Below are 14,793 nucleotides of genomic sequence, written 5' to 3' on the forward strand. Positions count from 1 at the left end.
TTTCAACATAAGAGGAGAAATCGTTTTTATCATTTTGTATGTCAAAAACTAGTGCCTGTCGGTATATTCTTTATTATTTTAAATTCTCCAGCAATATCAATTCAACCCCGTGTTCAGGTACAGAGCTTTTCACCAAAAGCTCTTCTCCTTCATGATGGAGAGATTGCGTAGAGCGCTTGGGATAGGCCGTGCGCTTGATCTCATCGATATCTTCTTCAGACAATGGAGACGGAGCACCCATCCTGAGCCAGTCATCATACGCAGAGCCATGTTCGCGGTTGAGCATATAACGGGTCAGCCGGTAACTACCGGGAGGGAGGTCGAGCGCAAAATCAAACGATTTTTCAGGCGCGGGATTGAAGGCCGCGTAGGGATCAGACATCTCGATGGCAGAGGTATCCCCGCTGGCATACAGCTCGTCAAAATGGATATAGTTAACCGTCAGGATCTGAATACCCTGTACCGAACGGGTAACGATGTAGTCCTTGCCTCGCTTAAGCAGTTCCGCACCTAGGCGGTTGAGCATGGTCAAGGCATGGAAGTTGGGTTTCTTAATCCCTTCTCGCGTCATCATGCCAAAGCCGCCGTGGAACGTGGAGGCCGACGGCCCTCGTTCCTCAAACAGGTCGCTGAAGGTCCAGATCCCCAGTGAGCTGACTTTGTCATACAGGTTGATGATGTTGTAGGCAACAAAGCTTCCCAGGTAAGCGGTATCTAATACCTTATTGCCCCAGCAGGCACTTAGGTTCCACTCGGTAATGTGCAGCTCGTCAGTGCTTAGTTGCTGCTGGTACGGTTGGCTGCTGTTAAGTAATTCCAGGCTACCGTCGGGACCCAGAGTCTTGCGGCTGACCTTATTGGAATCCATCAGGTTATCAATGTGACCATAGCGCTCGGGATAAATGTGATAGGAGAAAAAGTCGGGTTGAAGCTGGTGCCGGTGACAGAAGCTGACAAAGTTACCCAGCCAGTCGGACTGGTCAAAGGCCATGTGGCTGACAGAAGGGCCGCCAAGTTTGATCAATGGAGAAATGGCTCTCACCGCGTGGTAGGTCGCCAGGTAGAGTTGATGATAGTCTGTCTCGTTGCCAGCCCAGAATACGCCTTCCAAATCAGGTTCGTTCCATACTTCGAAATACCACGTCTGTACCTGTTCAATACCGTAACGGGTGATGAGATGGTCGAAGAACGCAGTAACTAAATCAGTCCAGTCCTCCATGTGTTCCGGTGGGGAGATATTGCCGCGCCAATGGGCGACAGTTTGCTCGCTGCTGGCAAATAGCTCCGGCATGTAGCCAAGACAGAAAAAGGGCTTGAGTCGAATCGACAGCAGGAAGTCAATGAGATTATCGACGTTGCTCCAGTCGTAGATCCCTTTGGCGGCGACAATATTCATCTGCTCGGCAAAAATACCCTGAAAGCGGATGAACTCGAAATGTAGGTTGTCTTGCATTTCTGTCAACTGGGCACGGTGCTGCGCCTTTAGCCCCTCATAGGAGCAACCGAATGTCGTGAGTTTGCGCCAAGTCGGGATAATGCTATCAATGACTTGCTCGGTTTTGATTGAGATTGGACTTGAAGCCGGGAGCGGTGCCACGACTGTGCAGGGTTCTGTGGCAGGTGTATTCATAAATTCAAACAGCGACTTATAGATATCCCGCTCACGAACCGACAAATAGCTGCTGCCACCGTTAGGGTGGTTTGAGGGAGCCGACAGTTGTTTTCTGAGTTCGATGGGGGTCTGGTTATATTTTTGTTTGAACTTTTTATAGAACAATTTGGGGTCATTGAAACCGCAGGAAAAAGCAATATCGGCAATTTTTTCGTCACTGCTAATGATCTGTTTAGCAGCCTGATAAATACGATAGTCGAAGAGGTATTCCTGAAATGAAATACCCATCTGCTCCTTAAAAAAACGGGACAGGTGGTGCATGGTGACGCATTCCCGATCGGCCAGCTCCTGCAGTTGAACTTTGCCCGCATAGTGCTGGCCAATATAGTCGACGATACGTGTAAGCCGCTCTAGTTCGCGTTCATGGAGCTGATGACGGTTGTCTTCTATGACTTCGTGGTGATAGGTGGACAGAAGTGTGGTGATGAGAGCCAGCAGCTCCTGCTCGATAGTAAACTTGAACCATTTGTGCTTTTTGGTAAACGCCCAAACGATACGGGCAAGGTGGCTTCTCAGCGGGTTGAAATAGGTTTGCTCGGCATCACCGTATTGCGCCGAATTACAATGGAAGATGATGTTTTTCAACTCTGGATAGCAATTGCTCAGTAAGTCAGGAGAAAATTGGATCGCCAGCAGGATATTGTCTTCATCGGTTGCCTTGATGCTGTGAAGTTCATTGTGATTGATTAGCAAGACATCATCTTGAACGAGTCTAAACACCTGGTTATTACGGCGGAGCTCAATACTGCCTTTCAATACCATCATTAATTCAATTTCATGGTGCCAATGTGCCGTGACTTCCATGACGGAATGAACATAGATTTTGGCTTTTAGCCCTTCATCAAGACGAACGAGCTCATGGCGGTATTGCATAATCACTCCTGGAGCAGTGCGAGATATCAAACTTCTACTATACGCAGAATAGACGTAGAGTGGATTGTGGGAACTCACACGCTGATCAAAATTATGATACCTCGCCTCGTGATTATGAGGCGAGGGTCAATTGTGCTAGCTGGATGTTGAGCGAAGAAGCTGAAGCTCCTGCTGCATCTGTTCACTGATGCGTTTGTCGATAGGGTAGAGGATCAGTACCAGTGCATTGGCTAAAAATCCCAGGGCTGGCAGCAGGCTCATCATGATCAGAATACCATGCAGGGTATCGGCAGATTGGACGGCTCCGGCTTGGTAGCCATAGCGAGTGAGAATCGCGCCGGTGATCACGCCGCTGATCCCCATGCCGAATTTATGCGAGAAGGTGACAGAGCTGGTTGTCAGGCCGATGACTCTTTTCCCTTGCTTCCACTCACAGTAGTCGGCAGCATCAGCTACCATCGACCACATGATCGGCACACTTACGCCCTGGGCGATCATCACCAGGAAGAACAGCCCGCAGATCATCACGATATTGGAGGTATCCAGCCAGTAGAAGTTGATGATCAGCAGAGCAGCCAGCAGTTGGGCACAGATCATCATTCTTTTTTTGCACTGGGATTTTGATAATACTGCAGTGACCACCACGCCAAGTAGCATGCCAATATTGCCGGAGACAAAGAAGGCCGTTGCCATGTCGGTGTGGCCGACGTTGTACCTGAAGTAATACATACCGACGGCAAACGGCATCATGGTAAAGCTGAAACACAGCACACCCACAATGAGCAGTACCCACCATGCCCGGTTTTGGCTGACCACTTTTAGATCTTGTTTAATCGATGATTGGTGATCGACGGATTTTACTCGCTCATTGGTCGAACGAAAGGTGATGAAGAATAAAAGTACCGCCAGAGTGGCAAACAAGGCAATGGTTAACTGAAAACCTTGTTGTTCGTTATCGCCACCCAGCAGGCGTACCAAAGGCAGCGTGCTGCCTGATACCAACAGCATGGCAAAGAAACCACAGAACATCCGAAAGCTGGCCAGCTGAGTCCTGGCTTTGCTGTCTGAACTCATCATTACCGGCAGGGCTGAGTAGGGAATATTGACAACGGTGTAGCAGACCATCAGCAGGATATAGGTAATATAGGCATAGATCAGCTTGCCGGAATCAGATAGCTCAGGAGTGGTAAAGGTAAGCACTGCAAGAATGCCAAGTGGTACTGCCCCAAACAGCAGGTAAGGGCGAAACTTACCCCAGCGGCTTGCGGTCCGGTCGGCAACCGCCCCCATCAGGGGATCGCTGACCGCATCAATCATCCTGGCGACAAAGAATACACTGCCTACCGCAGCGGCTGACAGACCAAAGATATCGGTATAGAAGTACATCAAGAAGGTGGTCACTGTGGCAAAGATCAGTGTACTACCCAGATCGCCCACGCCATATCCTAGCTTTTCTCTTAATTTAAGTGATTCCATTATTTGTTACCTGTGTAGGGTTTGAATTCATTGTCTTGAAAGCGGCAAAGAACAACTAGCGAGCTTTTTGATGTAGGTGCTGGGGGATGTTTGTGCTGAAAGGCAAACTGTGAATTGCATCATGGTCTATCCGCGGCGGCGGGTAAGGGGTACGTGTCGAGCTAACATGCTCTAATAAAAGATAATTAGTGAACTAAGATTTCTCTATTGTCGGGTGCCACTTAGATCACATTTCTTCTCTGACCACAAAATCCCCCTATAACTTCAGCTAAATCTCTACGAAGTTTGAGCTGGTAAAACATCCTAGACTGATTCTCAACCTATTCACCAACAAGAAAACTGGTGGATATACAGAGAATTGAAAAAAAGACTGAGGTCAAGATGATAGATTTAACGGCAAAACCTTTTTATTTAAACCATGACGATATTGCCTGGGTGGAGGAAACGCTTAATGCAATGACGCTGGAAGAGAAAGTCGGCCACCTGTTCTGTCCGATTGGTTTAAGTGCCGAGCAGGCTGATTTACAGGCGCTATTGGATGAGTTTAAACCGGCAGGGATCATGTTCCGCCCGGGCGATGCCAAAGAAGTTCAGCTGGTCCATCAGTACCTGCAGCAAAACAGTAAGGTACCGATGCTGATCGCAGCCAACCTAGAAAGCGGCGGCAACGGTGCGGTGGCCGAGGGAACCGAGTTTGGCTCGCAAATGCAGGTAGGTGCAACAGCGGATCCGGAAATGGCTGCAAAGCTGGGGGCTGTGGTTGCGGAAGAAGGTCGTGCGGCAGGCTGTAACTGGGCTTTTGCGCCGGTTATTGACCTTGATTACAACTTCCATAATCCGATTACCAATACCCGTACTTACGGCAGTGACCCTGAGCTGGTCGGGGCAATGGGCAAAGCTTATGTCGAAGCCGTTCAGGCACGAGGCATGGCGACATCAATCAAACACTTTCCGGGTGACGGTGTTGATTATCGTGACCAACATCTGGTGCTTTCAGTCAATACGATGAAGCCGCAGCAGTGGGATGAAACATTTGGTCAGGTTTATCAGCAATCGATTGATGCTGGGGCACTGACCGTCATGGCGGGGCACATTGCACTGCCGGAGTACTCTAAGGTGCTGAACCCTGAACTGAGCGATCATGAGATCATGCCTGCGTCACTGGCACCTGAGCTGCTTAACGACCTGCTTCGGGACAAACTCAACTTCAACGGTATGATTGTCAGTGATGCAACGTCGATGGTGGGCTTTACCGTCATGATGAAGCGTGAACAGGCGGTACCATTAACAATTGCCGCGGGTTGTGATCTGTTTTTGTTCAACAAAGATTTGAAAGAAGACTTTGGCTACATGCTAAAGGGTATTGAAACGGGCTTGCTGAGTATGGCGCGTGTCGATGAAGCCATCATCCGTACGCTTGCGACAAAAGCTGCATTGGGGCTGCATAAACGTGATCTGGCGGCTGAGCTTGATCTGTCGCTGATCGGTTGTGATGCGCACAAACAGATGGCGATTGAATGTGCGGACAAAGCGGTGACTCTGGTCAAAAACAACCAGGATATTCTACCGTTGTCACTGGATCAGCATAGCCGGGTGCTTCTGATTGGCTTGGGCGATGAAGCCGATATGTTTGGTCATCAGACTGGCACTGTTGAAAAGTTCCAGAACCAGCTTGAGGCAGAAGGGTTCAAGGTTACCTTATACGATACTTCGCAATTTACGATGCGAGATATGATGCAGCCTGTTGAAGAGTTTGTCGCTGATTATGACGTGGTTGTCTATGCCGCTCAGTTCAAGACAGCGAGTAACAAAACGACTCTGCGGATCAACTGGGCTCGTCCGATGGGCATTGATGCGCCGTGGTTCAGCCAAGAAATTCCAACTGTCTTTATTTCGTTTGGCAATCCATACCACTTGATGGATGTCCCTCGTGTGCCGACATACATCAATGCCTATACTGCTAACGATATCACTATTGAAGCGGTCGTGAATAAGCTTATGGGGCGTTCGGAGTTTAAGGGGCAGAGTCCTGTCGATGCTTTCGTTGGGCAGTGGGATACCCACCTTTAAATTTAACGTGGTAAATAAACAGCATTAGCGGTAAAAGCGTATGACAGAGACAATTAAAGGTGTGATCTTCGACCTCGATGGTGTGTTGGTTGATACAGCCTGCTTGCATTATAAAGCCTGGAAAAAGATGGCTGATAAACTCAATATTCCGTTTAGTGAAAAAGATAATGAAAAACTAAAAGGAGTGAGCAGAAAAGATTCATTAGATATTATATTGAATCATAGTGGCAGGAACTTCAGTGAAACTGAAAAGCACCAGTTACTACTGGATAAAAATAATGACTATTTGAAATTAGTTAATCAACTGAATGAAAATGACGTACTGGGTGGTGTTGTAAAATTAATTGAGGAGTTGAAATACAAAGGAATAAGAATTTCTCTGGGCTCGGCGAGTAAAAATGCCCGTCTGATATTAGAACTCACTGGCTTATATCATTATTTTGATTATATCGTAGATGGCAATATGGTTGTCAAAGCTAAACCTGCGCCGGATGTCTTTCTGACAGGTGCCGAGCTGCTAGGTCTGTCACCATCAGAATGCTTGGTCTTTGAAGATGCGCAATCTGGTGTTCAGGCGGCCTTGACTGCTGGTATGAAGGTTGTTGGTGTCGGCGAGCAAGCTTTATTACACCAGGCGACAGCTGTAGTACCTGACCTGATAGGGTTTAATATCGAAGATTATATAAAGTAAGTAACATCAAATAAAAATATAAATAGCCAGAGTAGAACGATATAAATCTGGCGTGTAGATAACCTCACAAAAATAGCAATAGTAATTTAAGGCACCCGTTTTTATGCGTGAGTGTATTTCTACTGTTATGGCTGTGAATATATTTTCTAAGGAATGAAAATGAATCTTACCTCTACCTTTAAATGTGTCAGGTTAGCTTGTCTGACAGGTTTAATTATTTCTCCAGTTGCTCAGGCAAATGGATTATTTGAAAATAATGAACTTTCATTATCGACCCGAAATATCGCGATGTACCTGGATGAAGATACATCGAACGATGAAAATCAGTTTGCCTGGGCACAGGGCGTTGCGATTGATTATAAGTCGGGATATTTGGCTGATTTTATTGGCTTTGATGCAACCTATTCTGGTGCGATTAAATTGGGTGCTAACGATAACTTTCAGGGCCGTGACTTAGTACGTGATAATAATGGTAAAGCAGAAGGTTTTAATAAAGTCAGTCAGATCTATGCGAAGGTTAAATTGGGTGACGATGAGTTGTACGCAAATGCTTATGGTGGCTGGAAGGAGCTATACAAAACTGGTTCGCTGACTGTTTCACATGGTCGTGCTGTCGTCGCCTCATACCAGGGTATTAGTGGTGAAGTCGGCTATAAGGGGCTACGTCTGCGCGGTGTATATACCGATCGCTTTTCAGACCGAGACTCGCCGACAAAAGTGCGTTTCAAGACTCTTTCAGGCAAACAAATTGACAATATCATTACCGGTGATCTCAGTTATAGCTGGGGTAAAAAGAACGTTGTAAATCTGTTCAGTGGCGAAAGTAAAGATTACCTGCGACGAAGCGGCCTTGAGTTTAAATGGCTGACTCCCGTTTCTGAAACCTCGAAGATAGGACTGAGTGGATATTTCTATCAAAATGACGGTTTGGATAACTGGGAAGGAATGGCGTTTGACGATAAGGCCAGCCACTACAACCTAAACCTGGATTACATGGTCGGTTCATGGGCCCTGACAGGCAGTTATGCCTATACCGAGGCTGAGCTTGAGAATGGCCTGGGTATGTTCTTCTGGGATATGGGAAAAAATACTGATGGTAATTTTAACAGTAAGGCGGATGGAACCGGCACCGACTTTAACAAAGACGGCGAAACCATGATTGCATTCCAGGCTATGTACAATATGGCTAATGCTGGTGTACCCGGTTTGATGGTTGGTGCTCGTGCGACTTACGGTTTTGGTATGGAGTTTCAGGGCGCAGATATAGATGAAGCGGAACTGAACCTTCTGATGATGTATCAATTTCAGGGCAAAGCACTCAAGGGTCTTAGCGTGATGGCCGGTATTGGTCCGGGATACTCTTATGTCGCGGATCGCGCAAGGAATCCTGTTGTTGAAAACGGTGACTGGGAAAAACGTTCTATTCTCGGCGGCGTGTTCGTAATCGATTATAAATTTGATTTGCTTTAAGCCTCTTTGACGTAAGGATATGAAGATGAAAACGACATTGAAAACGGTTGCTGCACTGGTTTCCGGTGCTCTGTTAACTTTACCAACACTGGTTCAGGCGGAAACAGCTAACGCTGCAGATAAGCTGCGTATTCTGCTTGTCAGTGATGACGGTTGCCGTAGTGAGGGCTCTCAGGAATTGTTTAAAGCCCTAACCAAGCAAGGCTATGATGTTTGGCTGTCAGGCCCTGAAAATAATCAAAGCGGCAAGGGCACTGCGGTTACCTTCAAACCGGGCAAAGAGCTAAAGTACGAAAAAATCGGTGAGAAGGCTTACTGTTTTGCCGGTACTCCCGTAGATTCAGTGCTATTTGGCCTTACCGGGCTGATGGCAGAGCAAAAACCGGATCTGGTGATTTCAGGTGTCAATGACGGACCAAATGTCGGGGTCAACCAGTTTAACTCTGGCACCGTTTCGGCAGCCGCCCGTGCTGTACGCCACGGTGTGCCAGCTATTGCAGTCAGCATGGGATTTCGGATTGAAGAAGCCAAAACAGGTTTTCCGAGTTCAATGGAATATATTCCAGCCGGGGTTGAACATACGCTGGCTGTAGTCAACAAACTTAATAGTAATAAAAAGGTTGGTCAGCCTTTGCTACCAAGCGGTACAGGGCTGAGTATCAATTATCCGCCGTATCCCAAAAGTGAGATTAAGGGTATCAAATATATCGAGAATGAAGTCCAGCCCGATTACAACTATACCTTCAAGCTGGTAGATGATGAGACCACGGTGCAAGAGCTTAACTTTAAGCCTTTCCTTGCTGCCAGCGATCCGGCAGTCACCACAGATACAACGGAACTCATGCGCAAATACATCACCTATACCGTATTTAACGCACATTGGAATGAGCCTGAAGCCGTGGAATCGTACCAAGCGTTATTAAATTAAACTTATAGAGAAAGCTCATCATGAGGTTTTATGATGGGCTTTTTATCTTTAAAGCAGAGGCCAAGCTGTTTCTTTCTTTTCTATTCTCAGGCTGGTGGCTCATTTCGCGCTGAACCCATTGCTATCTTATGTCGTAAAAAATCCCACTTTCGTATGTTCAGCGGTTAGGCGGTGCTCACCTGGCAAAAATCAGCTATCCTGCTGCTACTTATGATTTGTATAAGTATTTATTGTGAGAATGCTTCAATAATTAGGATGATATTCGTGAATGATATCAGTTGCAGTGCTCTAATTTAGAGTAAAAGCACAACTGACACGGATGTATCTGCATTTACTCTCTTCGCCCTTTCTGGTGCGGGGAAACTCCTTCACAATAACAAACTATAAGTAGATGATAATGAAAAAAAACATTTTGCTACTCTCTATGCTGCTGCCATTTGCTGCTCAAGCGTCAGATAGTCTTCCCATTACTCCTGAGGCCATCACTGCTGCACAAGTCAGCAGCGTTCAGTCATCAGAAACCTACACTTATGTTCGGTGTTGGTATCGTCCAGCCACTACCCATGATGATTCGGCGACAACATGGGAATGGGCATTAAATGAAGATGGCAGCTATTACACAATTCCTGGCTACTGGTATTCTTCCGTTTCATTTAAAAACATGTTCTATACCAGCGAGTCTCAGGACAATATCAAGCAACGTTGTGATGAAACCTTGGGTGTCACTCACGATACTGCCGATATTACATACTTTGCGTCCGATTACCGTGTCTCATATAACCATTCTATCTGGACTAACGACAATGCCTTTCAGCCATCAGCGATCAATAAGATGGTCGTGTTTGGTGACAGCCTGTCAGACACGGGCAATATGTTTAATGGATCTCAGTGGATTTTCCCTAACAGCAACTCTTGGTTCCTCGGACACTTCACGAACGGATTTGTCTGGACGGAATACATAGCGCAAAACAAGGATATCCCTCTTTATAACTGGGCTGTAGGTGGTGCGGCAGGTACCAACAAGTATGTTGCCCTGACGGGAGTTTATGATCAGGTTACTTCTTATCTGACCTATATGAAGATGGCCAAAAACTACCGCCCGGAAAATACTCTGTTCACCTTAGAGTTTGGTTTGAACGACTTTATGAACTATGACCGTGAAGTGCCGGAGGTTAAGGCTGACTTTAGCGCTGCGATGATCCGCCTCACTGATGCCGGTGCGAAAAACATCCTGTTATTTACTCTACCTGATGCAACCAAAGCGCCTCAGTTTAAGTATTCAACCCAGGAAGAAGCGTTGAAGGTTCGCCAGAAGATCGTCGAATTTAACCAATATATCGCGGAACAAGCCAAGTACTATCAGGACAAAGGCATTAACGTGCAATTGTACGATGCCTATTCTTTGTTTGAGCAAATGACGAGCAACCCACAGGAGCACGGCTTCCAGAATGCCTCAGAGCCTTGTTTGGATATCAACCGTAGCTCGGCGCTGGATTACCTGTACAGCCATAGCCTGACAAACGAGTGTGCCTATTATGGATCTGATTCCTATGTCTTCTGGGGAGTGACTCACCCGACAACGGCAACCCATAAATATATTGCCGACAACATTATTGAAACGGTACTCAAGAAGTTTACCTTCTAAGAAAACCAAGCCACTCGAATAAAAGCCTCAGCCTTTGTGCTGAGGTTTTTTTATTAATGATAAGATGGAAATCCTCAAACACACACAAAAAAGCGTTGTTTTCCGTTTTCAGTACGTTCACCAAACACCAGTAATATTTCCTGTATCTATCTTCGGTTCAGCTCCCATATTTACCATTTGATTTAGGATATCTCTGCCAAATCAACATTTATTGGCTAGTGTTAATTGAAATATATGGAACAAAAGCATGATGTTACGCATCACTTGTAATCATGACTGACTATTAATGAACTTACAGGGTATTTAGGGTGACTTGATTATGGAAATGGATTGGGCCAGTGGGACTTTGAACATCGGGTCTTTTTTTGCGGTAACGATAGGTATTTTAGTGCTTTTTGTCGGTCGTCGTTTGAATAGTATGTTCTCGCCTTTGCGGGAGTTCAGCATTCCTGAGCCGGTGACGGGGGGAATTTTATTTTCGGTTCTGATCGCATTGGTGTACGTCATTACAGGTATTGAAATTGAATTCGATCTGATGGCGCGGGATGTGCTGCTGGTGTATTTCTTTACCACCATCGGGATTAATGCCAGCCTCAAAGATCTGCTAAAAGGCGGTGTTCCTCTGATCATACTGCTGGTGATCACCATTGGTTATATGATTATCCAGAACTTTACCGGGATCAGTGTCGCTGCAATGTTTGACTTGGAATCTGCAGTCGGTATGTTGGGTGGTAGTGTCTCGTTGATCGGTGGACACGGTACTGCAATAGCGTGGGCACCACGTATCTCGGAAGGCTACGGTATTACCAATGCGATGGAAATTGGTATCGCCAGTGCCACCTTTGGCCTGATCCTGGCAAGCTTGATGGGCGGGCCGATCGCAAAGTTTCTGATCACTCGCTATGATCTTAAGCCGGAAAAGAAAGAAGAATTGGATATCGGTGTTGCCGATGAATCACAAGCTGAGGCAATCACCGGCTTTGATTTTCTCGATGCCATTTTTGCTATTCATATCTGCGCAATTCTGGGTTTTATCCTGAACGAGGCGATTGAAGAGGCTGGTTTGCAGTTGCCTTTGTTTGTTACCTGCTTGTTTGCGGGCATAGTGATGACCAACCTGATTCCGAGCTCCTTCCCGCGGATTTCAGGCACCAAATGGCCATCTCGCAAGCCTGCTGTTGCTTTAATTGCCGATGTGTCACTGGGAACTTTTTTGGCAATGTCGCTGATGAGTATGCAGCTCTGGACGCTGGTGGATCTTGCCGGTCCAATTTTTGCCATTCTGGGTGCACAGTTTATCGTGGCAGTGTTGGTTAATCTCCTTATTGTATTTCCAGCTATGGGCAAGAACTATGATGCCGCGGTGGTGTGTTCGGGCTTTGGCGGGATCTCTCTGGGCTCGACACCAACGGCAATGGCTAACATGTCTGCGGTATCGCAGCGTTATGGTAACTCGCATCAGGCGTTTATTATCGTGCCACTGGTTTGCGCTTTCTTTATCGACTTGGCCAATGCGCTGATCATTCCATACTTTTTGGCTAATTTTTAGCGCCGGGCTTAACTGGGCACGATAAGTTAAACGCAACTTACATCATCGACGGCTCCTTGGAGAGCCGTTTTTGCTCGGGGGAGGGAGGTTCATGATAACGTCCTGTAACTTAATTAAGATCAGTTTTGCCGCCCTCATTGCTTGACTATCTCCACCGGATCGAGACAATCAACCTAAACACCGTTATCTATAGAGAATTTATGAGAATTGTTGCGGTTACTGCCTGCCCGACTGGGATTGCCCATACTTACATGGCGGCGGCAGAGCTAAAAAAAGCGGCGCAACCATTGGGTATCCAGATCATTGTTGAAACTCAGGGTGCGATGGGGATAGAAAACCAGTTGAGCTTTCAGGACATTGGCAGAGCCGATGTAGTGTTGATTGCCTCGGATATCGAAATTGAACACCGCGCCCGTTTTACCGGTAGTAAGATCCATTGCGTCACCATAGAAGAAGTGCTGACCGATCCTGCTAGCGTGTTGCGCCGTTGCCAAGAACTTTGATGCTAGCGCTATGATTGAACGCCGCATTACCTTCATCATCGGTGATGAAGGTATCCCCTCCTGGAAACTTAATCAGCTGAAAACGTTGGCGGGGTATTTTCGTGCCGTAGTGGTGATGCAAAATGTTACTCGGCTGGGTCAGGCTCATGTCGAGCAGCCGGTCCGGGTTATGAGCCTTGGCTGTATGCCCGGTGATCTCTGTCAGCTGCTAATTGAAGGGGTCGATGCCGAGCTGGCTTGTATGGTGTTGACTGACTTTTTGGCCGAGCAATTTACGTTAGTCAGAACCAGTGGTAAGAAAAAGAATCGCAATGCTTGCTGTATCGATAGTCATGACAAGGGAAATTGTACCTTCTATTTGCCATTTGAAATGCGCTTTGCCAACAAGGTATTAGAAAAAAAACAGGCGGTAGTTGGTAAGGAGGCCTGTCAAGCCAAGAAAGAGCTGCTTTCTCTGTTGTGTCAGATGCTTGCTCCCGAAAAATCATCCGTGTTGTTGGATTTGATGCTCAAGCGTGAAGAGGTGTCTTCGACATGTATGGGAAATGGTATTGCGCTGCCCCACATCATGTCGCCTGAAATCGAGCAGCCTGCAATAGCGGTGATCCAGTTGCCACAACCAGTAGAGTGGGGTTCGAATCATGGTCCAGTGACGAGGCTGATTGCAATGACGCTGCCAGCACCGCCACAACGCCCACATATTCAGGCGTTTGCCCACTTTTCACAAGCTTTGATCGAGCCTGAGTTCTGTCGCCTGCTAACCGAGAATACGGAGCCCGAAGCACTAAAGGCGGTGATACTCCATACCCTATCTCGTCCTTTTCACCAGTGACATATCTAGAGCTAAAGCGAACTGCGATATTCTGACGGCGTGAGTCCGGTTTTGTTTTTAAATACCCGGTAAAAGTAGTTCACGTCCTGAAACCCGCAACGGGTTGCCACTTCATTTAACCGGAAGGTGTATTTCTTCAGCATAAACTTCGCACGTTCGATTCTGACCCAGGTGATGTAATCAGCCAGTCGCATGTGCCCTTGTTGGCGGAACAGGCGAGAAAGATGGTTGGGGGTAATGTTAAAGCGTTTTGCAATGGAGTCTCGGCTGATGGCTCGGTGAAAGTTTTCCTGAATGTAGATACAGATCCCCTGATAGAGATCCTCGCTGCGCTTTTTGGCTGAGCTGGTCGGTACCGATAGCATACTTTGGCAGTAGCTCATCAGCGCCAGAAGCAGGTGTTCGTCCATCGGTTGCTGCAGGGGCTCTTTTGACAGGGCATTGAGTGCCGACAGGATATGGTCGATAGCGTGACCGGTCCGGGTTTGAATACTGTGTTTTTGGATATCGTGAAAGTTGGTTTGATCTTTGGTTTTGCTGACCAGGCTGAAACCAAGTTGGCGGCGGCCGAATAGCAGGCTCAGTACCGAGCAGTCGGTATCCCAGTTAGGTTTGTTCCAGCTATTGGGCGGAATATAAATTGCGTCTCCCGCCATGATTTTCACTTCACTGATCCCATGATCCGGATCTTCCAGCTCATTGATGTACTCGCCGCTGATCACCAGCTCCAAGCGGGGAAAGTTGACCTGATAGCTAAATGGCGGTGGTGTAAGCTGATCACCGGCAAACCAGATGCGATTGAAGTGCTCCCGTTCAGAAAGCAGGGTATCGATAAGATCATGGAAAACTTGGCTCATGGTGATCGCGCTATCTATTTGTCTAGTAAATACTGGCCTCATTATTCATTGCCCTGCATCAGGATACTAGCTAGGTAGCCTGCGAGGTGAAATATCCGTGAGCTGGGTCACGCAAATAGGCGCGTGCTGGGTGTTTTATTGGTTACTACTGTCTAGCTTTTATATGTTTTTTCTTTGCTGGTTGATTGTTTTTATGGTGTCCTTTATCAAGTTGTGATTGTTTAAGT

Annotated in this window: 11 protein-coding genes; 8 read left to right on the top strand and 3 right to left on the bottom strand. The window is 46.9% G+C overall.

Annotation, left to right across the window (positions count from 1 at the left end; all coding sequences use genetic code 11):
- Positions 1 to 73: 73 nt before the first annotated feature.
- Together MD588_RS10205 and MD588_RS10210 are read right to left on the bottom strand one after the other, a co-directional pair.
- Positions 74 to 2,545 (bottom strand): GH39 family glycosyl hydrolase, encoded by a 2,472-nt coding sequence (locus MD588_RS10205; protein ID WP_265697078.1) that lies wholly within the window; start codon positions 2,543 to 2,545, stop codon positions 74 to 76.
- A gap of 135 nt (positions 2,546 to 2,680) precedes the next feature.
- Entirely contained in the window at positions 2,681 to 4,021 is a 1,341-nt protein-coding gene (locus MD588_RS10210; protein WP_265697080.1) for an MFS transporter, read from the bottom strand.
- A 381-nt stretch (positions 4,022 to 4,402) separates the two neighbouring features.
- Between MD588_RS10210 and MD588_RS10215 the strand changes: the two genes are divergently transcribed.
- The 8 genes from MD588_RS10215 to MD588_RS10250 all read left to right on the top strand — a co-directional run bounded on the left by MD588_RS10215 (position 4,403) and on the right by MD588_RS10250 (position 13,709).
- Positions 4,403 to 6,091 (top strand): glycoside hydrolase family 3 protein, encoded by a 1,689-nt coding sequence (locus tag MD588_RS10215; protein ID WP_265697081.1) that lies wholly within the window; start codon positions 4,403 to 4,405, stop codon positions 6,089 to 6,091.
- A 40-nt stretch (positions 6,092 to 6,131) separates the two neighbouring features.
- On the top strand, positions 6,132 to 6,782 hold the full coding sequence (gene pgmB / locus MD588_RS10220) for a beta-phosphoglucomutase (protein WP_265697083.1): 651 nt from the start codon (positions 6,132 to 6,134) through the stop codon (positions 6,780 to 6,782).
- Positions 6,783 to 6,941: 159 nt separating this feature from the next.
- Positions 6,942 to 8,252, top strand: coding sequence for an OprD family outer membrane porin (locus tag MD588_RS10225; RefSeq protein WP_265697084.1), 1,311 nt, complete (start codon positions 6,942 to 6,944; stop codon positions 8,250 to 8,252).
- 25 nt (positions 8,253 to 8,277) lie between these two features.
- Positions 8,278 to 9,180: a 5'/3'-nucleotidase SurE gene (gene surE / locus MD588_RS10230; protein WP_265697086.1), complete on the top strand. Its 903-nt coding sequence runs from the start codon at positions 8,278 to 8,280 to the stop codon at positions 9,178 to 9,180.
- A gap of 397 nt (positions 9,181 to 9,577) precedes the next feature.
- Positions 9,578 to 10,825 carry an SGNH/GDSL hydrolase family protein gene (locus MD588_RS10235; protein ID WP_265697087.1) on the top strand — a complete coding sequence of 416 codons (1,248 nt, stop codon included), beginning with the start codon at positions 9,578 to 9,580 and terminating at the stop codon, positions 10,823 to 10,825.
- Between the two features lie 325 nt (positions 10,826 to 11,150).
- Entirely contained in the window at positions 11,151 to 12,374 is a 1,224-nt protein-coding gene (gltS, locus tag MD588_RS10240) for a sodium/glutamate symporter (RefSeq protein ID WP_265697189.1), read from the top strand.
- A gap of 200 nt (positions 12,375 to 12,574) precedes the next feature.
- Entirely contained in the window at positions 12,575 to 12,877 is a 303-nt protein-coding gene (locus MD588_RS10245; protein WP_265697088.1) for a PTS fructose transporter subunit IIB, read from the top strand.
- A 10-nt stretch (positions 12,878 to 12,887) separates the two neighbouring features.
- Positions 12,888 to 13,709, top strand: coding sequence for a PTS sugar transporter subunit IIA (locus MD588_RS10250; RefSeq protein WP_265697089.1), 822 nt, complete (start codon positions 12,888 to 12,890; stop codon positions 13,707 to 13,709).
- 11 nt (positions 13,710 to 13,720) lie between these two features.
- Here the strand turns inward: MD588_RS10250 and MD588_RS10255 are convergent, their stop codons facing one another.
- On the bottom strand, positions 13,721 to 14,566 hold the full coding sequence (locus tag MD588_RS10255) for a helix-turn-helix domain-containing protein (protein ID WP_265697090.1): 846 nt from the start codon (positions 14,564 to 14,566) through the stop codon (positions 13,721 to 13,723).
- Between the last annotated feature and the right edge of the window lie 227 nt (positions 14,567 to 14,793).

Source organism: Photobacterium obscurum (assembly GCF_026191635.1).
GTDB lineage: Bacteria > Pseudomonadota > Gammaproteobacteria > Enterobacterales > Vibrionaceae > Photobacterium > Photobacterium obscurum.